A 19,807-nucleotide genomic window follows, 5' to 3' on the forward strand; every position below is an offset into this window, starting at 1 on the left:
AGACAGGCTCCGCCGAGAATTCATATTTTGTGGCAAACTGCGGATGGCTTTTCCGATGAAAATGTGCAAACTTTTTTCCCGGACAAGAGAGCCATTCTGTGCGATTTCGGCGACATCGCCGGAGACAGCAAATTGGAATTTATCATGTTGACGCCGAGAGGCATCATTTATTACGCGCAAAATGATAGCAGATTTGAAATTCACCCCATAGAAGCGCTGAAAGTGACTTCCATTTTTCGCGTTAATGAAAAAAGCAAATTGCCCTACTGGGATTTCGTCAAAAATATCACTCCCGGCGGCAGAGACGAAATCATTATTCCGCAATTCAATCGCACGCTCATTTTCAGTCAGTCGGACAGCAGCAATTGGGAAAAGATCGGGACTCTGAATCTCTCCGCAAAAGCAAACATCAGTGCATTCAAAAGATTGGACATCAGTTATAAAACGAACAAAATTTACATTTCCGACTGCAATCGGGACGGTTTGCCGGATGTGCTGGCACAGGATAAAGATATTTTTTATCTCTTCTATCAAACTGAAAAAAATACTTTTCCCGCACAACCGAATCTCACCATCGACATGAAATTTACTCCGGATGAGCCCAAGCCGGGAGAAGAAACCAGCATCACCGCCATCAAAGACATCAACGGCGATGGCGTGCTGGATTTGCTGGCGAACAAACTCGCAGCCCGGGAGAGCATCCTCAATCCGCAGAGCCAGTTGCAAATTTATCTCGGCAAAAACGGGGCGCAGCGACTGTGGTCATTGACACCGGATCAAATCATCGTCTCCACCGGCGTGCAATTTGACGAACAAATGGTCGATCTGAACGGCGATGATAAACTCGACCTCGCCATTCCATCGGTGAAATTAGGCCTGATGCGCATCATCAAAATGCTGCTCACTAAAAGCGTGACCGTGGGCATGAGGATTTTTCAAATGAACGAAAACGGAAAATATCCCGAGCAGCCCAATGTAGTGAAAAATTTCACCATTAAATTCAATTTCAACATCGGCAACAATTCCGCAGGCGGAGGAGGCACATTGCCCGTGTTCGACGTCAAAGGAGACTTCAATGGCGACGATCTTCGCGATCTGGTGACGACCACAGACCAGCGCCATTTACAATTCTATTTTGGCAAAAAAAAATCAATTTTTTCCTCATCATCAAGCGCCAGCCTTCCTGTGCTACTACCTAAAAACGGCAATCGCCTGCAAATTTTTGAACTGAATCAGGACAAAAAATCGGATATTGTGATCACCTACCAGAAGCAGGATGATAAGTCGGGGGAGATGATGAAATTGGTGCGGGTGTTGGTGAACAAAAATTAAAGAAATTGTTTTCAAAGTGTACTCCATCTGCCAGGTGGAGCACACTTTTGCATTAATCGTCCTCTAATTTTACATCCCCGTCATAATAGGTCACGCTGCGATGCGGTTTCCCGACCTGATAGCCCTTGGGCTTGGTGAAATAGGGATCATCGACAATTTCTTTCATGAAATCATCGCGGAATTTCGGGTGGGCAATACTGGCGATCCCCAGCGCTTTCTCGCCGGCAGTAAGTCCGCGCAAGTCAGCGATGCCGAATTCGTTCACAATGACGACGCCGTCGTAAGCGGAGGCCGTTAAACTCACTCCCGGCGGATGGGTGCGCACGATTTTGGATTCGCCGTGGCGGGTGACGCTTTTGATGGCGATGATGGGCACGCCGTAAATCGGATCGTTCAAGGCGCGAATGAAATCCGGCTGCCCCCCGACGCCGCTGTAATAGTGGCGCGCGTCGATGAAATCGGCCCAGACATTGCCGTAAAAATCCACGCCGATGGCCGTATTCACAGAGATGAACGGCGAATTCTGCCGAATCGTCTCCGCCGCATTGGTGAAACCGCAAGGCCGCATTTGCACGCCGGCGCGCATGTGAACGTACTCGTAAAGTTCTTTGGAGCCCATGATGAGACTGGTGGTGCTGTAGCCTTTGTTGACTTTTTTCAGGCGATTGGTGACGATTTCCGCTTTTTGCAATTTCATCAAGCCGTCGCCGTACAGCTCGGTCTGAATACCAAGGTCTTTGAACTGCGCGTCGCAAATTGTGGCAATAACGGCGTCGGGAATTTTCCCGATGCCCACCTGAATCGTAGCGCCGTCGCGAATGAAATGTTTCGTGATCAATTCACCGATGCGGCGCTCCGCCGGAGACAAATTTTCAAAATCAGGAGACGGAATTTCGTAAATCGGCTTCACGCGTTCATCGACAATGAGGTAATCAATCGAAGTGGCGTCCACGATGCTCTGGCCCTGAGTGAACGGCATGGACGGATCAAGCTCGGCAATCACTAAATCCGCGTGGTCGATGGCTGTGTGCATTGCTTCCACAGAGAGACCCAGACTAAATTCTCCGGTTAAATCATGCTGCCGCACTTTGAACAGCGCCACGTCTGGCTCGTACTCCCGATATTTTCCGATCAGAGAATCAATATTTGCCAGAGTACAGGGAACATAAAAAGCTCGGCCCTCGTTCGCCGCTTTTCTCACTTCACCGCCGGAAAAAATGGAATAAGTCATCACTCTGTCCTGCAATCCTTCTTCGATGTAAGGGATCGGCCCCTGCATTAAAATATGCACCATATTCAAAAACGGAAGTTTCGGAGAATTTGTTTTGATAGCATCGGTAATAAATTCCAAAGAGGCAGTCGGAGAGGCTGCATTGGAACCGATGTAACAAGTAATCTGCTCTTTCCCTTTAAATTTCTCGGCGATCACATCTGCCACCTGATCCAAACGAATTTTCTGAGGCCCTGTTCTCATGGTCAATCCTCCGTTTGTTTTTCACATACGTTTTCAAGTCTAGCAATCATTCATCATTTGTGTCGAGAATATACTAATTTTGTCGGTTCAAATCAAGCACTATTCAAAGCTGGCGCTGAAATGCAGCGCGCGCCCATATTCTACTAAATGAACCCAATTCGATTCGGAACATAATCTCATTTTACCAGTTAACACAATAAAATTTCTTGCTTTTTTTCATTGTAATTACTATATTAGCAGTCATTTCAATTTGCTAAATTATCAATTTTTAATTTAAATTAATCACGGGATTGAGGGTTAGGTTATGGCAATCATGAACAAAATGCGTGAAAACACGCATATCATTTTATTCATCTTATTGGTGCTTTTCTTGTTGAGTATGACCATCGGCGGTCTGGTTGGCGGCGCTGATATTACGAGTATCATTTCCGGGCACAAACCGAATACTGTGGTTGCAGTGAATGGAGAGAATATTCCCTACGAGCAATATAATAATATTCGCCAGCAACAATTTGACGCTTACCGCAAAAAGAACGGGAAAGAGCCTACCGGATTCGAGTTGCAGCAGTTGGAAGATCAGATTTTCGAGTCGGTCGTGCGCGATGTGCTGATCAAACAGTTGACCGAAAAAATGAATATTCAGATCACGAAAAAGGAAATCGCTTTCAATATTTTTGAAAATCCGCCGCAATTTTTGCGCACCAATCCCACGTTTGCGGACAGCAATGGGAATTTCGACATGAACAAGTACAAAGCAGCGCTGGCGGACGAGAGAAATCTGCAATATTGGAGTGTGGTGCAAAATTACCTCGCCGGAACGCTTCCGTTTGAAAAAGTGCAGCAAGAAGTTTTGTCCACAGCGTTTGTCACTGACGATGAAGTGAAAGAAGATTTTATCAAACGGAATCAGAAAGTCAAGGTGAAATACATCTTTTTCAATCCCAATCTTCATCCGGTGAAAGCCGAAGACATCCCCAAGCCGGAAGTGGAAAAATACTACAAAGAGCACAAAGACGATTTCACCGACGAAGAACAGCGCCGTATCCGCTACGTGCTGTTTGAGCTGAAACCTACCGCCGACGACACAGCAGAGATCAAGTCGTTCGCGCTTTCATTGTTGGACAGCCTGAAGCAGGGCGCGGAATTTGCTGAATTGGCGAAAAATTACTCGGAAGACCCGGGGTCGGCGGTTAACGGCGGCGAATTAGGTTATTTTAGCAAAGGAATGATGGTGAAACCTTTCGAGGCTGCGGCTTTTTCCGCAAAGCCAGGCCAGGTTGTCGGCCCTATTCTTTCGCAACACGGTTTTCACATCATCAAAGTGGAAGACAAAAAAGTCGTGGACGGCAAAGAACAGGTCAAAGCCCGACACATTTTGCTGCGAATCACCGCCTCGCGCCGGACTTCGGAGTCCGTCAAAGACGACGCGGATTACTTTGCTGAACAGGCTGCGGACCAGGGCTTCGAAAAAGCGGTGCAAGCGGAAAACGTAAAAGTCGATACTACCGATTATTTCAACGAAAGCGGGTTCATTCCCGGATTGGGCGTGCAAAAGCGAATGGCGCAGAAAATTTTCAACAGCAAGATCGGCAAGCCGAGTCGGTTGCGCTACCTCGAAGATAAGGGCTATCTGATTTACGAATTAATCGACGTCAAAAAGGCGCGTTTGCAGCCGCTGGAAGAAGTAGAAAAAATCATTCGCAATACGCTGCGTCAGGATAAGCAGAAGGAATTAGCCGGAGAGGCGTGCCGAAAATTCAGAGAGAGAATCCAATCGCCGGAAGATTTCGAAAAATTAGCGGCAGAAGATTCGCTCGTCGTCAAAGAGACGGTATTTTTCCCCATGAGTGGTTTCGTCCGCGGCGTGGGCAAAGATCCCAATTTCATCGGCACGGCATTCGGACTGGAAATTGGCGAAATCTCCGGCCCTGTGAAGGGCTTGCGCGGATACTACCTGCTCAAAATGCTCGAAAAACAGGACTTCAACGAGTCGCTGTACAGTTTGCAGAAGAATAATCTGAAATACGATATGGCGCAAAACGAGCAACGCGCGATTTACAACGAGTGGTACAAACAATTGAAATCCAAAGCCAAAATCGAAGATTATCGGTACAAATTTTATAATTGATTTTGCTTTGAAAATTAGAAATTTTTATGAAAAAGTGAGCGGAGAGTTTTTCGCTCACTTTTTTCTTTTTCAACGTGGCGTCATTTTCCTGCGCTTATTTCGCACAAACGCGAGAACTTTTTGCAAGTTGGCACATTTAAATCCGCTTTTAATTGTCTCACGCCCTCCACAATTAATAAGCGGGAAACATTCCTAAAATTGTCTGTTTTAGGCTATTTTTTGGCGCCACTGGTAAGGACACAACGGTGATAATGCCGGGAAAATGTTGTCAAATTTCATTAAAAATTTTGAAGTGAGAAGATCACTGGCGGGAGCTTTCAGAAAGAATTTCCCAGTGGGATTCAGACATTGAAAATCCCGTAAATAACGAGATTCCGCGTGCGCCATTATTCAGTGAGATTTGCAGCGCTTGTTTCAATGCATCAGGTTTCAATGATTTTGCAAATAGTCCGCTGAACAATTTTTGTCCTGATTTCAGAAAAGACATTTCTTTTTCGATCTGCTCGCCGATCCAAAAAATATCTTCATTGTAAAATTTATGATAAAGCATGGGGAAAAAATAATCCAGATTCCAGCGGCGCCACTCCTGTCTTACGTTCCGCCAGTTGGGGAACACCGCCGCTGATGTCTTTTTCCCAAATTTTTTGGCGATGGGGACGACGATTTCGTTCACAATGTGGGAGATGCTGTCGTAACGGAACTGATTCCATTTCGCGTGATTTGCCGGGTCTTCGATTTCCAGCGGGTCGATTCCGGCTTGTTGTTTGAATTTTCTGCGGCAGGTCTCGCAGTAGCAGTAATCGAATTGCGGGAATTCTTTGTCTTGAATAATATCATATTTGGACTGCAAGGCAATCGGCAAAATGACGTCGGGATAGCGAATATAATCGAGGTGAATGCCGTCCAAAAGCTCGATTTGTGCGAGTTCCGTAACTATTTTTTGAATGTGTTCCTGGGTCTCCGGGCGATTGGGGCAGAGGAATTTGTAATATTTGACGTAAGCCGGCTTTGTCCGCGCTGATTCGCCGAGACGATTGACGACGAAAGCTTCGGGAAATCTGGTTGCGAATTGTTCGTCGTTGTTGGGCATTGTCCACATCCAACCGTGTACTTCAAACTCGAATTCTTTGGCAAGAGGAAGGATCTGTTCCAGCGCGGCTTTTTGGACGTTCAAATATTTGCTACGGTAAAATGCTTTCTTGCTGTTGTAAATATTTGGCAGAAGCCCGGAAACGGAGTGATCGCGCCAGAACTGAAAAGTCTTTTCCCATTCATTCAGTGTCTTTTTTTTGCTTAAATTAAACCAAACCCAATTCATCATTTTCCTCTTTTTGTCGGAACGGAAAATCCCCGGCGGGCGGAAAAAAGGGAAAAAGTTCGCCGTGCTGGAATAAGTAACTAATTTCAAAAACTCTCTTCGTTTCATCTCATCAATTATCTGCTGTCTTGCCGATTAAAAGCTGGCGAAATTTTTCATCCATGGGAATGGGCCTGCCCTGTTTGTTGATGAAAACGCCGCGCATTGTTGCGGAGAAAACTTTTTTCCCGGAAGCGGTGTTGAAAATTTCCTGTTTCAGCGTCATACTGGAGCGCTTCAGTTCGACTGTTTCCAGCGTCACATCCAATTCGTCACCCAAAAATGCCGGTGAAATGTATTTGGCGTGCACTTCGGCGATGACGATATATTTCCCCTGATTCATAAAATAGCTGAATGGTAAATTGGCTTGTTCCATAAATTCCACGCGGCAATATTCGCAGTAATTCAAATAAACGGCGTAATTGACATGTCCCTGGGAATCCAATTCGTAGGATCGTACTTTTAACCTGAGTGAAAATTTCTGCATCAATCTGTCTCCTTCAGCTTCAACATTTATCAGAATTCATCGATTTTCAAATATGACACGCCCAGTTCTCTGAGTCGATTTTTGTCCAATTCGTGAACATCAGCATTGTCGATGTAACGTTCAAACTCCGCCGGCAAAGAGCCCATGGTGATAGTGTTTGATTTGTCTGATGTTGATGTTATCAGTTGCGTGATGGTTTTAGGGAGCGAAAAAACTTGTGGAAAAATGTTGTCAATTTCCCGGATGTCCAATTGAATCAGCGTTTCTTTCCTCAAATTGAGCAAGCTGATGGAAACCAGCGCTTGTCCCAGTTTGTCGTTGGAAATTTTCTCCAGCTCCGCATAAATTTCAGCAAGCGTCAGATCTTCGCAGTGAATCGGCGCTAATTTCAGCATGTTTCTGGTTTTGATTTCGCGGTAGTCGGTCTCATTTTTTTCGAGATCGACAACGACGAAGCCGGTGGGATTGCCTGCTTCGTTGAAAGAAGTTCTTTCGGTGGAGCCGGAATAGAGCACGTGAGGTTTAATTTCCAAATATTTGTGATAGTGTCCCAGGGCGATGTAGTCGAACTTTTTTTTCAGCGCCTTTTCGGGATCGGGAATGTGTTGCTCATTGAATTCGCCCATGGAAAAAGATTTGTCCCCTGCCCAGGCGCCGTGGCTGACGAGAATATTGAATTTGGTTTTCGGGCTAAACTTAATCTCGCTAAAAGCCCGTTCCAATTCTTCTGTCAAAGAACAATGGGGAACGCAGTGAATGAGACAATCGCCGATGTGGAATTGTTCATAGTGACTTTGAAAGGCGGCGTAAACATTGGGCATGAGCGAGAGCGATTCAAAAATAGAACCTGTCGCACGGATTTTCGGCGTGGAATGATTCCCGGAAATTGCCACGAACGGAATGCCGCTGTCGGTGATTTTTTGAATGCCTTCCATGGCGACGGCAATGGCGCGGTTGGTGGGACGGCTGGTGTGAAATAAATCCCCGGCGTGAATGACAAAATCCGGTTTGATTTGCAAAATTTCAGTGACGACCTGATTCCAGGCGTTGTAAAAATCCTGCTCCCGCTGGTTAATTCCGGTCTGTGGATCGATTTTGTAATAATCGGAATAGCCGAGATGGGTGTCAGAAAAATGGACAAATTTCATTTTTTCTCCTGAAATGTGAAATTTGCGGGCAGCGTCAGCCAAATAATTTATTTTCCGAAATATGAATTTAAGAAATGAAAATGAATTTAACAACAAAAAAATATTTTGATCTCTTTCTGTCGGCGAGGATTTGCCAGCGACTCGGTTCAGTACCGCGGGATAATTTTCAATTTTGAAATGACAAAAAATTATTAACTTATCAAAAAATTAGAGCAGTTTTTTCTTGATTATTAGGCGAGAAAAGTTTATATTTACAGTTTATTAAAAATGATGATTGAATTTCAAGCTTCGGGTTCTTTGTTTGTTTAAAAAACCGCTTTTGGATTTTCATTTTTCAGGAGAAGCTCGAAACAATGCACTGCAAACCATAGAAGGAGAGACTGCATGGCTCAATATCGAATCGCGTGGCTGCCCGGCGACGGCGTTGGAAAAGATGTGATGGAAGCGGCGAAAATTGTGTTGGACGCTTTTAAATTTGACGCTGAATATGTGCACGGCGACATTGGCTGGGAATTTTGGCGTGCGGAAGGCGATCCGCTGCCCAAACGGACGATTAAGATGTTGAAAACTACGGATTGCGCGCTTTTCGGTGCGATTACTTCCAAACCCAAAGAGGAAGCGGCGAAAGAATTGGCGCCGGAATTGCAGGGAAAGGGCTATGTCTATTCCAGTCCGATCGTGCGTTTGCGGCAGGAATTCGATTTGCGGACGAATTTACGCCCTTGCAGGGCTTATCCGGGCAATCCGTTGAATTACCGCGACGATATTGACATTACTGTTTTTCGTGAAAATACAGAAGATTTGTATTCGGGCGTGGAATTTCACCCTGTGCCTCGGGAAGTTATGGACGTGCTGAATTCTCACCATCCGAAAATGAAGCGTTTCGCAGAGCAGTCTCTCGACGACGTGGCAATTTCTCTGCGAATCATTACCCGGCGCGCGGCACAAAACATCATTCGCGATGCGTTTGAGTTCGCTAAACAACACGGTAAAAAAAATGTAACCATTGTGGAAAAGCCGAACGTGATCCGTGAGACCAGCGGCTTGATGGTGCGCGAGGCGAGGAAAATCGCGCGGGAATACCCGGGAATTGAATTGTGGGAGACGAACATTGACGCGCAGTGCATGTGGCTGATTAAAAATCCGCAAATTTACGATGTGCTGGTTACGTCCAACATGTTCGGTGACATCATTTCCGATTTGTCCGCACAATTGGTCGGCGGACTCGGTTTTGCGTGCAGCGGAAATATCGGCGATGATTATGCCGTTTTTGAGCCCACGCACGGATCTGCTCCCAAATATGCGGGCCAGTACAAAGTGAATCCCATCGCCATGCTGCTGTCCGTGCGGCTGATGTTTGACTATTTGGGCAAAGCAGAATATCGCGACAAATTGGAAAGCGCCATCGCCAAAGTAATTCGCGAAGGCAAGGTTCGCACCTATGACATGGGCGGAAATTCCAGCACCCTGGAAATGGCAGAGGAAGTTGCGAGGAATCTTTGATTCGCCGCAGAGGCACAAAGGACACAGAGAAAGATTTTGAATATCAAATAATTTTTTTTCGTAAGCTTTGGCGCCATAAAAAGCTGCATAGATTTCGTCCGTCCGGCATCTAAAATTAAAGGTTTAAAGCTGCGATCCGGTTTTTTTTACTATTCAATCGCAGCAATTTTTTAGCAATTAATGAGGATGAAAGATTCGAAACAAGCAACTCGAAACTCGAAATACATAACTTGAAACTCTCAGGAAAAGCATTGAAAAAAATAAAGCTTGCATTAGGTATCCATAATCATCAACCAGTCGGAAATTTTGATTTTGTTTTTGAAGATGCGTATCAACGGGCATATTCGCCTTTTTTGCAAATTTTAGAAAAACACCCAAAGATCAAATTGGCGCAACACTACACCGGCGTTTTGTTCGAATGGCTGCTCAATCGCGACGCGGATTTCGGAAAAATGCTGCGTCAGATGGTGGCGCGTGGTCAGATTGAAATGATGAGCGGCGGATTTTACGAGCCGATTTTGGTGAATATTCCGGATGAAGACAAGCTCGGACAAATCGACAAACTCAACCGCTTCGTCAAAGAGCACACGGGTTATGATGCGAAAGGTCTGTGGCTGGCGGAGAGAATCTGGGAGCCGCAGTTGCCAAAAATTTTGGCGCAGACCGGCGCCCGCTACGTGGTGATTGATGATTCCCATTTCAAAACCGCGGGTCTGGAGGAAAAAGATCTGTACGGTTATTATTTGACCGAAGAAACGGGGTCTGTGATCAATATTTTTCCCATCAGCGAGCGGCTACGGTACACAATTCCTTTTGCGGATCCGCAAGAGACGATTGATTTTTTGGCGTCAATCGCAACCGAGGAAGGCGACAAATTAGTGGTTTTTGCCGATGACGGGGAAAAGTTTGGCATTTGGCCGAATACCTACAAGCATTGTTACGAGGACGGCTGGCTGGAAAAGTTTTTCATGGCGCTGGAAGAAAATAGCGAGTGGATCGAATTGGTTCATTTTTCCGAGGCACTGGAAACGTTACTCCCGCTGGGACGCGTTTATTTGCCTACGGCTTCTTACCGCGAGATGATGGAATGGGCGCTGCCGTCGCAAGCAATTTTGCGCTACGGGGAATTTGAGCAGCAACTGAAAGAAGCTGGCATTTTTGATAAATACAAAATGTTCGTGCGCGGTGGGTTCTGGCGTAATTTTTTGGCGAAATATCCGGAGTCCAACAATTTGCACAAGAAATCTCTGCGTGTCAGCCGGAAGATTCAAGCGGCGAAGCAGATGAAAAAAATCGATTCACAATTGCTGGAAAAAGCGCAGGATCATTTGTGGGCGGGTCAGACTAATTGTCCGTATTGGCACGGCATTTTCGGCGGTCTTTATTTGAACAATTTGCGCTATGCTGTTTACAAAAATATGATTCAGGCGGAAGGAATTTTGGATCGGCTGACTCATTCTGACGCTGATTTTCGCAAAGGTTGGGTGTCTGTCGAGAATTGCGACATTGATGCTGACGGCCGTGATGAAATCCTCGTCGAATCAAAAATTTACAATTTGTATTTTTCGCCGCATTCCGGCGGGACGTTGTTTGAGATGGATTTTAAGCCGAAAGCTGTCAATCTGCTGGATACAATGACGCGCCGGTACGAGGCTTATCATCAACGACTGTTGGATTTGGCGAAACAGAAAAAGAATGGAAATGGCAGCGCGACAAAAAGTATTCATGAAATTGTAACAGTCAAAGAGCCCGGGCTGGAAAAAAGACTCAAATATGATTGGTATCGCCGGACAAGCTTCATCGATCATTTTCTCGGAGAAGATTCACAGCTTACCGACGTTGCCAATTGTGAATATGATGAAGTTGGCGATTTCGTCGCCGGTGAGTACGCGGCAAAAGTACAACAAAAAAGCGGCAGTGTCCGCGTTTCGCTCGCCCGTTCCGGGCAGGTGCGGAAAAATGGGCAGTTTTTTCCCGTCCGTATTGCCAAGCATATTGACATCCCGGCGGGCGAATCAGAATTGAGAATTTTGTATGAGCTTACAAATCAAACAACGGAATGGCTGGAGTTGTGGTTTGCGGTGGAAATGAATTTCGCTTTATTGGCGGGGAATGCACCTGATCGATACTATTATTTTGATCAGAAAATTGACGGCGACACTCATTTAGCGAGTCAGGGAATTGTGCCGCGGGTGCGAAAAATGGGGCTGAAAGACGAATGGATGAAAATCGACGCGCAAATAAAATTTGATTCCGCGACTGACGTGTGGCGGTTTCCGATAGAGACCATTTCGCAATCCGAAGGCGGATTCGAGCGCGTGTATCAGAGTTCGGTTGTTTTGCCCAACTGGAAAATAAAATTGGCAGAAAATAAAAAATGGCAGATTGCCATGACAATAAAAATTGTAACATTATAAAAAGGATGGGTTTTTCGAAATGCGAGGTATTAGACGTTCGACATTTGTGCTCGGAGTTTTTGTTTTAATCAGCATCGGCTTGATTATCAGCGTGACTCAAGGCTATCTTTTTTCTGCGGACAACACCTACAAACAGCTTTCCCGATTCATGGACGTGCTGAAAATTATCCGTTCCTATTACGTGGAAGATGTGAGTACGGAAAAGCTAATCACCGGCGCTATCGAGGGGATGTTAGAGAAATTAGATCCGCATTCCATTTACATCGAGCCGAAGAAACTGAAGGAGATCACCGAGCAATTTCAGGGGAGCTATCAAGGGATCGGAATTGAGTTTATCATTCAGAACAAAGTGCTGACGGTTGTCGCGCCGATTGCCGGTTCGCCTTCCGAAGCTCTGGGAATCAGGCCAGGCGATCAAATTGTCAAAATTGAAGGGGAGAGTGCCTACGGCATTACCGAAGCCGAAGTGCAGAGAAAGCTCAAAGGCCCCAAAGGAACAAAAGTGACCGTAACGATTCGTCGTCCCGGCATGGAAGATCCGTTCAACCTGACAATTACCCGCGACCGAATTCCCATTTACAGCGTGATGGCGCATTTTATGGTGGACGACAAAATCGGCTATATTTATGTCGGCCGATTTGCCCAGACGACCGTGGACGAGTTTGACAAAGCGTATCGCGATTTGCAGGCGCAAGGCATGAGCGCGTTGCTACTGGATCTGCGCGGTAACACTGGCGGTTATCTGGATCAAGCGTTTAAGATGGCGGATCGATTTATTGACGGCGGGAAGAAAATAGTTTTCACCAAAGGGCGGATTCCCGAATCGAATACGGAATTTTTGTCCACGGATCGCGCGACGATTCCCAAAATCCCGTTGATCATTTTAATTGACAAAGGTTCCGCCAGCGCCTCTGAGATCGTTTCCGGTGCAATTCAGGACTGGGATCGCGGTTTGATCGTTGGCGAGACCAGTTTTGGCAAGGGGCTTGTTCAGACGCAAATTCCGCTGAGCGACGGTTCGGCGGTACGTATCACCACGGCGCGCTATTACACGCCGAGCGGACGACTCATTCAGCGATCTTATGAACATGGATTGATGGATTATTACACGTCGGGATACGATGAGACAGTCAAAAATGAAAACAACAAAAATAATCATCGCCCCGTATTTTACACCCATGCCGGACGCAAAGTCTACGGCGGCGGCGGCATTACTCCGGACGTGAAAATAAAGAATAAAACGATTACAAAATTTACAACGGAGCTGATTTTCAAGAGATTATTTTTTGAATTTGGTTCCAAGTATGCGGCAAAACATCAGCGATTGAAAGCAGATTTTCCGCAGTTCAAGAAGAATTTTGTCATAGATAAGACGCTGTTGACGGAATTTAGGGCATTTGTTGAAAGAAAAGGCCTGAAATTTAAAGAAGATGATTTTAAGCAAGATTTGCAGTACATAAAATTGATGATCAAATCTGATATTGCGCGCAATTTGTGGGGATCAAAGCAATATTATGAAATTCGCATACTGGGAGACGATCAAGTACAGGAAGCGCTAAACCATTTTCCGGAAGCGGCTCGCATCGCAAAAATTAGCGGTTGGAACTAATCGACCGGCATAAAAAATATGAATTACAACGGTTAATCGTACGATTACATCAATTTTTGCATTATCACTTTTCGGCAATTAAAAAAAGTATTGACTTTTACTAAAAAATTAATTATAATATTCTTTAAGTTTAATATCTAAATTCGAATATCAATTCAATTCAATGAACTAATCAAGGAGGTTTAAGAGGATGATTGAGCTTTTTGTCAAAGGCGGATTAATGATGTGGCCGATTTTGTTCTTCTTTGTGTTAGGTTTGGTCATTAGCCTGGAGCGATTCTGGTCATTAACGCGCGCATCGGTGAATACGCGCAAGTTTATGACGAAAATTCAAACCGCGCTGTCAGAAGGCGGTGTGGAAGCAGCGAAAGAAGTCTGTGAAAACACGCGCGGGCCTCTGGCGTCAATTTTTCATGCGGGACTTTCCCGGGCAGATCAAGGTATTGAACAAGTGGAAAAGGCGATTATGAATGCCGGCTCCATTGAAATGGCTTTTCTGGAAAAAGGTCTCATTTGGTTGTCCACGGTAGTGAGCGTCGCCCCGATGTTAGGATTCACCGGAACGGTTTGGGGAATGATTATGGCCTTTAACGACATCGCAAAGGCAAATGATATTTCTCCGACAATCGTTGCGACTGGTATTTCTGTCGCGTTGTTGACAACGCTGTTCGGATTGATTGTGGCGATCATCATTCAATTTTTTCACAACTATTTCGTTTCGCGCATCGACAAATTAATTATTGATATGGAAGAGGGATCCGTGGAATTGGTTGACACATTGGTAAATTTAAACAAAGCGAAATAAGCTGAAGGATTTCCCCCCTCTATATCAAGGAGAATGTAACAATGATGGTAGAAAAGAGAAAGAAGAAACCCACAGAGATTCCTTCTTCATCGTTGGCGGATATAGCATTTCTTTTGCTAATTTTCTTCCTGGTGACCACCACCATCGATGTGGACAAAGGGATTGGTCTGGTTCTGCCGCCGAAAGGAGAAACAAAAGAGGTAAGCAAGAAAAACATCATCAGCCTGCTGGTGAATGCCGAGGGAAAAGTTATGCTCGGCGATCAGGTTGTGGATATTCCCATGATCAAAAGCATTATTCGGCGAAAACTGGCGGAGAATGATAAGTTGATCGTTTCGGTGAAAACGGACGCGAACACTAAATATCGCTATTACATCCAAGTACTGGATCAATTAAAACAGGCAAACGCAACGCGTATCTCAATAGCGGAACCAGAGCAGTAAGTTTCTGGTTTAATAATTGAAGGAAGCTTTCAAAAAGCAATATTAGGAGATAAGGCCTTGAAGTTCAATAAAAAAAGTAAAGCGGAAGCTGGGATACCAACAGCCTCAATGCCTGATATTATCTTTATGCTCCTCATCTTTTTCATGGTAACCACGGTATTCAAAGAGTTTCGTGGAATACCGGTTCGCTTGCCGGCGGCGCGGAAAATAGAAAAGCTGCCTGGCAAACGAAATGTCGCTTACATCTATGCAGACGATCGCGATCGGGTATCTATTGATGACAAATTTGTAGAAATTAGAGAAATTTCGCGCTTGATGTACGACAAGATGAGGGATGAGATTGCCCCTCTTCGTGTTGTTTCCATGAAAATTGATGAGCGTGCGAATATGGGGTTTGTAACAAAAATCCAAGAGGAGCTAAGGAAGGCAGGCGGCACCGCTCTTAATGTAAATTATTCAACAAAAACAGCAAGTAAGTAAAAGAGGTGAATTGTCATGGCGTTTCATAAAAATCCCGCAGTGGATCTTAAGTTAAAATACAAAAGAACCATTGAATTCACCACGGTAATTTCCCTGCTGCTGTGCATTTTGATTTTTCAAGCGTTCAAAAAGTTTGAGCAGAAAAAGGTCATCAAAAATATCGAAATTCAGAAAATCGAAGTTGACCAGATTCCTCAGACAAAGCAGGAAAAATTGCCACCGCCGCCGTCACGTCCAGCGATTCCGATTGAGAGTGAGAGCGAGGATATTCCGGATGATGCAACCATCGACCAAACCGATATCAATTTTGACGAAGTTCCTCCGCCTCCGCCCGCGCCTCCGACAGATGATGATCAAATCGTCTTTGTTCCCTATGACGAAGCGCCGTCGCCAATTGGAGGGTTCGGGGCAATTCAGCGCAATCTGGAGTATCCTGAGATTGCCCGAAAAGCTGGAATTGAAGGCACGGTTATCGTTTACGCGCAAATTGACAGAACCGGCAAGGTAATCAGAACAAAAGTGGTCAAACCGCTGGGAAATAGCGGCTGTAACGAAGCTGCTGTAAAGGCGATTAAAGCAGTGAAATGGAAACCCGCTAAACAGCGCGACAAAGCGGTAACTGTCTGGGTGAGTGTACCGGTGAAATTCAAATTGAAATAAGAAGTATTTCTTGTTGGTAAAGTTTTGGGAGCGGTATATTTTCGAATGTACCGCTCTTTTCATTTGTGGCTTGCTATGAAAAAAATAAGCATTTACATTTTGTCGCTCGGTATTTTGTCTTTGTTGATGGGCTTTTGCGTCAATCCCTTTGCCCCCAAATTGGAAAAATCCGACCAGCAAGGCTTAATCATTACAGAGCAAAAAACGCCCGACGAAGTCCTGCAAAATTTCAAATACGCCTACGTTTTCAAAGATTCGGTGCTTTACGCGGATTTGCTGGATAGCTCTTTTGTTTTCATCTTTTTTGACCCTGAAGAACAATCCTCCGGCAGTTTCATGAGTTGGGGCAGAGATGTGGATTTGACGACAACAGGCCGTTTGTTCCGCAATTTCGATGTCATTGATTTAATCTGGAACTCCACAGTTTATTCCATCCTCGAAGAAGACAGGGCGGAAATGTCCAAGAGCTTTCACCTCACGCTGAGCAAGGATAACGAATCAATCTCCGTCAGCGGCGACGCCATTTTCCTATTTGCCAAAAACCAATTCGACGGGAAATGGCGCATTTTGCAGTGGAAAGACGAGTCAGATCTCTAATTTTTTCGCTTTACCATCGTTTGCCTGGCGGCAGCGTAAGGCACAAAAAGCACACAACAAATAAAAAAATATTTTAGCCTCATCTGTGCGAAATTTCGTTTTATTCAATCCTTTGTATTTGCCTCATATTTTTGCTAATTTTACTTTGAGCCTCGGGGATTGAAAAAAGCCGACAAAAAAAGGCCAGCCAAAAATTTTCCGGCTGACCTTTTTTAGAATGTCCTTCCGGACAAATATGAAAACCACATTCCCCTTAATTCAACTTCGCAAACTGAAACGGAAAAACAAAAGTCACATTTCCCGAGGCAATGGGTTTGAATTTGAGGCGTTTTACCAGAGAAAGAATCTCGCGCTCCATGGGCGCATAGTTCAGTGTCGATTCGATCACGCGGGCGGATATCACATGTCCGTTCGCGGCGATGGTGAATTCGATGGAGACTTTGCCGCGCAGCGTCGGTTTGATTTTCAAATATTTGTTGTAAATGTAAGTAATTTGCCCCTGCCGCGCATTGACGGTCTGGAACACGGATTCTTCAGAACGGTAGCCGAGTGCTTCGGCGCTTCCCTTCGTGGCGGTGGGCTTAACCAGATCGACGACAGTTCTCTTTTTCAATTTTAGATTGGGCATGGCCACCGTCTCGTCCATGGAGGACAGAATGTCATCGATGCCGCCAGTGCCGCCGGTACCGATTAATTGATCTAATGGGTCTTCAGCATCTTTGGTGTTGTTTTTGCCCACTTTCAAATTTGTGCCGCCGCCAAGTATGTTATTCAAATCAGCTACCAGACCCTTGTCGACTAAGGCGTCGATGATAGAACTCGATTTGCTTGCCGCGCCGGAACTGGTACTTCCGATGACTCCCAGCAAGCCTTTGGATGCCACGCGATTCCCGCGGCCTGAAGATCGTCTGTTTGATTTCCGTCCGCTTGCTTTGTTAGATTTATCGGATTTGCTGTCCTTGGATTTATCCTTGCTCTCAGAAGCCCCGGCGCCGGAGGCGCTATTGGCTGTTCCCTGATTTAAAATTTCTTCCGGCGGTTTAGGAATGAAGCGCGCCAGGCGTTCCGGTACTTTTTCAATGTCGATTTCTTTTTTGGGCGCCACCTGGTAATCTTTCAAAGCGTACATGACAAGAATGTTCAGCGTTAATAAAAATAAAAATATCGACTTAAATAAAAGGTCGGAACCCAGAGTATTGAGCGTCGCGCGCGTCCACGAGAAAACGGGCGATTTGAGCGGCATTGTTTGTCTTGGCTGGACATATTGAAAAGAAAATTCAATTTTAGTGTCGCCAACCGTCACGTAGCCCTGCTTTTGCGGCGTTAATTTGATCAAATAGGAATCGCCGTGACGCGGCAAAATATCGTGGCGAATTAACTCGGTAATGTTCAACGAGGAGCTATTCAGCGAAATTTCGCCTTTGACGAACGGTTTGACGTTCAAAATGTAATAGCCGTTTTGCTGGTCAAACAATACATGTTGTTTAGGATATTCAGTGCCGTAGAGAATCAAATTGTTAGCGCCGCTCTGACCGACAGAGAATTGTTTACCTTTGGACAAGACATATTGCCTGGTCTGGTTGGAACGACTTATGTTTAAAACGAGATATTTATTTTTTCCTGCCATTGAGTTCGAGTATTCGTTTTGAGTTTGATTGTTGTCTGCCTTTTGATCGTGTCACTCCGGCTTATTAACCGCTAGCATGATGTCATTGAAGCCGATTCTGCCGCACGTGTACATGATTTTTTTAATAATCAAATACGGCAATTCCTTATCGGCCTGAATGGAGATTTTTCCGGTGAAGCCGATATCCGTGTGTATTTCGCCAATTTTCTCGCTGATGTGTCGTTTCATTTTCAGGTCATTGAGCAAAGCGGGAATGAGCAATTGATTCGATCGCATCACATCAGCCACTTTAGCAATGGACCGTCCGTCTAATAAAATCATTTCATTGGTGACAACAATGATGGACGTTGTTTCCGGCGTTTTCTGCGCAGTGGAATTGGGCAGTTTCAAGTCCGGAGCGACAGACATGATCTGGCCTTCCGCAGAATAGCTTTTCAGTAGGAAAACCAGCAGAATGGTGAACATGTCGATCATCGACGTCAATTTTAAAGCAAAACTTGTTTGCCGTTTTTTGCGACGGCTGCTCACGACGTGAAATGTAAAATCGTTTGGCGTTTGTGGGAAACTTTTCATCATTTTTTATGACCATTCAAAATATTATTTTAACCTGAAAGAGAGACGTTCGGGAAGCCGGATTCGCGACAGCGATCCATGACCTGAACGATAATATCATATTTTACTCGCGCCGCCGGCGCAATGATGATGTCTTCGGCGTAAGAATATTTACTTTTGATTTGTTTGAGTTGTTGAACCAATGGGGCATAATTATATTTATTTCCCACCCGGTTCACCGGATCAAATTTAAACCCCGGGCTTTTCAATTGAAAACCGGTTTCCTTGATCGCTAAAATAACAAGCACTAATTTTTTATTCTGCTGTACCTGTATTGTACGGTTCTTGCTCAGTGTCGGCAAAGAGAGCTCGATGACCGCAATCCTCACAAATGCCGCCGTCAACAACAAGAAAGGAATCAATAGCAAAAAAATATTCATCACCGGGATAATGTTGACGTCTGAGTCTTCAGCGGTTCGATCTCTCCCCAGGGATCTTTTCAGATTCATGTTTATTTGCCTTTGCTATTATTTTTCAGTAAAATCAACTTGCTGTAAACGCGCGCCACGTTTTGATTGATTTCGTCGATCAGTTCGTTTGTTTTTTCCTGAATGACCGAATAGGCAATCATGCACGGGATGGCTGAAATTAACCCGAAAGCGGTGGTATTCATTGCCTGGGAGATACCGCCGGACAACAGAGTCGCTTTCATGGAAGCGTCTGCGGTTGCCACGGCTTCGAACGAGGTGATGAGACCGAAAATTGTACCTAACAATCCCAATAGCGTGGAGACGTTAGCGATTGTCGCCAAGTACGGCGTGCGTTTTTCCAGCTTGGGAATTTCCGCCAGCGCTGCTAATTCCAGCGCATTTTGAATTTCCGCGGGACTTTTTCCGGCTTCCTCAAGTCCGGCGCGGAGTACTTTGGGCAGCGCCGCGTTGGAAATACTGCAAAATTCCACGGCGCTTCTGATGTTTTTTTGATGAATGAAATCGAGCAAGCGGTGCATGAATGCCGCCGTATCGATGCGATTTCTTCCCAGAATAAAAATGGTGCGTTCAACCATAATGGCGATACCCGTAATCAATACCAGCAGAATAACGTACATGAACGGGCCACCGGATCTGAAGGAACTAATGATGAAATCCAATTCCGAAACCTCCTGTTAGAAATTTACCAACTCCTGTT

At 45.2% G+C, this 19,807-nt stretch carries 18 protein-coding genes; 10 read left to right on the forward strand and 8 right to left on the reverse strand.

Going from position 1 to position 19,807, the window contains the following annotated elements:
• Nucleotides 1-1,332: VCBS repeat-containing protein (locus GXO74_13435; GenBank protein ID NOZ62668.1), on the forward strand; the 1,332-nt coding region annotated here is incomplete at its 5' end.
• A gap of 52 nt (nucleotides 1,333-1,384) precedes the next feature.
• Here GXO74_13435 and GXO74_13440 read toward each other — a convergent pair.
• Entirely contained in the window at nucleotides 1,385-2,806 is a 1,422-nt protein-coding gene (locus GXO74_13440) for an acetyl-CoA hydrolase/transferase family protein (protein NOZ62669.1), read from the reverse strand.
• A 304-nt stretch (nucleotides 2,807-3,110) separates the two neighbouring features.
• Between GXO74_13440 and GXO74_13445 the strand changes: the two genes are divergently transcribed.
• Nucleotides 3,111-4,934, forward strand: coding sequence for a hypothetical protein (locus GXO74_13445; protein ID NOZ62670.1), 1,824 nt, complete (start codon nucleotides 3,111-3,113; stop codon nucleotides 4,932-4,934).
• A gap of 301 nt (nucleotides 4,935-5,235) precedes the next feature.
• On the opposite strand, the gene GXO74_13450 is transcribed toward GXO74_13445, so the two are convergent.
• The 3 genes from GXO74_13450 to GXO74_13460 are packed head-to-tail and all read right to left on the reverse strand — an operon-like array spanning nucleotide 5,236 to nucleotide 7,926.
• Nucleotides 5,236-6,360 (reverse strand): Tat pathway signal protein, encoded by a 1,125-nt coding sequence (locus tag GXO74_13450; GenBank protein ID NOZ62671.1) that lies wholly within the window; start codon nucleotides 6,358-6,360, stop codon nucleotides 5,236-5,238.
• A 4-nt stretch (nucleotides 6,361-6,364) separates the two neighbouring features.
• Entirely contained in the window at nucleotides 6,365-6,778 is a 414-nt protein-coding gene (locus GXO74_13455) for an acyl-CoA thioesterase (GenBank protein ID NOZ62672.1), read from the reverse strand.
• A gap of 29 nt (nucleotides 6,779-6,807) precedes the next feature.
• Nucleotides 6,808-7,926, reverse strand: a complete 1,119-nt coding sequence (locus tag GXO74_13460) for an exonuclease SbcCD subunit D (protein NOZ62673.1) — start codon at nucleotides 7,924-7,926, stop codon at nucleotides 6,808-6,810.
• Between the two features lie 384 nt (nucleotides 7,927-8,310).
• Between GXO74_13460 and GXO74_13465 the strand changes: the two genes are divergently transcribed.
• The 8 genes from GXO74_13465 to GXO74_13500 all read left to right on the forward strand — a co-directional run bounded on the left by GXO74_13465 (nucleotide 8,311) and on the right by GXO74_13500 (nucleotide 16,440).
• Nucleotides 8,311-9,429 carry an isocitrate/isopropylmalate dehydrogenase family protein gene (locus GXO74_13465; GenBank protein NOZ62674.1) on the forward strand — a complete coding sequence of 373 codons (1,119 nt, stop codon included), beginning with the start codon at nucleotides 8,311-8,313 and terminating at the stop codon, nucleotides 9,427-9,429.
• 251 nt (nucleotides 9,430-9,680) lie between these two features.
• On the forward strand, nucleotides 9,681-11,846 hold the full coding sequence (locus GXO74_13470) for a DUF1926 domain-containing protein (GenBank protein ID NOZ62675.1): 2,166 nt from the start codon (nucleotides 9,681-9,683) through the stop codon (nucleotides 11,844-11,846).
• 19 nt (nucleotides 11,847-11,865) lie between these two features.
• Nucleotides 11,866-13,455 (forward strand): S41 family peptidase, encoded by a 1,590-nt coding sequence (locus GXO74_13475; protein ID NOZ62676.1) that lies wholly within the window; start codon nucleotides 11,866-11,868, stop codon nucleotides 13,453-13,455.
• A 190-nt stretch (nucleotides 13,456-13,645) separates the two neighbouring features.
• Complete coding sequence (locus tag GXO74_13480; GenBank protein NOZ62677.1) at nucleotides 13,646-14,260, forward strand: MotA/TolQ/ExbB proton channel family protein; 615 nt, start codon at nucleotides 13,646-13,648, stop codon at nucleotides 14,258-14,260.
• 41 nt (nucleotides 14,261-14,301) lie between these two features.
• The gene (locus tag GXO74_13485) at nucleotides 14,302-14,703 is read left to right on the forward strand and encodes a biopolymer transporter ExbD (GenBank protein NOZ62678.1); all 402 of its coding nucleotides are present in this window, start codon (nucleotides 14,302-14,304) and stop codon (nucleotides 14,701-14,703) included.
• A gap of 57 nt (nucleotides 14,704-14,760) precedes the next feature.
• Entirely contained in the window at nucleotides 14,761-15,183 is a 423-nt protein-coding gene (locus tag GXO74_13490) for a biopolymer transporter ExbD (GenBank protein NOZ62679.1), read from the forward strand.
• A gap of 15 nt (nucleotides 15,184-15,198) precedes the next feature.
• Nucleotides 15,199-15,843, forward strand: a complete 645-nt coding sequence (locus GXO74_13495; GenBank protein NOZ62680.1) for an energy transducer TonB — start codon at nucleotides 15,199-15,201, stop codon at nucleotides 15,841-15,843.
• 75 nt (nucleotides 15,844-15,918) lie between these two features.
• Nucleotides 15,919-16,440 carry a hypothetical protein gene (locus GXO74_13500; protein NOZ62681.1) on the forward strand — a complete coding sequence of 174 codons (522 nt, stop codon included), beginning with the start codon at nucleotides 15,919-15,921 and terminating at the stop codon, nucleotides 16,438-16,440.
• A 253-nt stretch (nucleotides 16,441-16,693) separates the two neighbouring features.
• Here the strand turns inward: GXO74_13500 and GXO74_13505 are convergent, their stop codons facing one another.
• From GXO74_13505 to GXO74_13520, 4 genes are all read right to left on the reverse strand, one after another.
• On the reverse strand, nucleotides 16,694-18,001 hold the full coding sequence (locus GXO74_13505; protein NOZ62682.1) for an energy transducer TonB: 1,308 nt from the start codon (nucleotides 17,999-18,001) through the stop codon (nucleotides 16,694-16,696).
• A 117-nt stretch (nucleotides 18,002-18,118) separates the two neighbouring features.
• Nucleotides 18,119-18,643 (reverse strand): hypothetical protein, encoded by a 525-nt coding sequence (locus GXO74_13510; GenBank protein ID NOZ62683.1) that lies wholly within the window; start codon nucleotides 18,641-18,643, stop codon nucleotides 18,119-18,121.
• A gap of 26 nt (nucleotides 18,644-18,669) precedes the next feature.
• The gene (locus tag GXO74_13515) at nucleotides 18,670-19,128 is read right to left on the reverse strand and encodes a hypothetical protein (GenBank protein NOZ62684.1); all 459 of its coding nucleotides are present in this window, start codon (nucleotides 19,126-19,128) and stop codon (nucleotides 18,670-18,672) included.
• A gap of 2 nt (nucleotides 19,129-19,130) precedes the next feature.
• Nucleotides 19,131-19,769, reverse strand: a complete 639-nt coding sequence (locus tag GXO74_13520) for a MotA/TolQ/ExbB proton channel family protein (protein ID NOZ62685.1) — start codon at nucleotides 19,767-19,769, stop codon at nucleotides 19,131-19,133.
• Nucleotides 19,770-19,807 lie beyond the last annotated feature (38 nt).

The sequence above is a fragment of the Calditrichota bacterium genome, from assembly GCA_013152715.1.
Lineage (GTDB): Bacteria > Zhuqueibacterota > Zhuqueibacteria > Thermofontimicrobiales > Thermofontimicrobiaceae > 4484-87.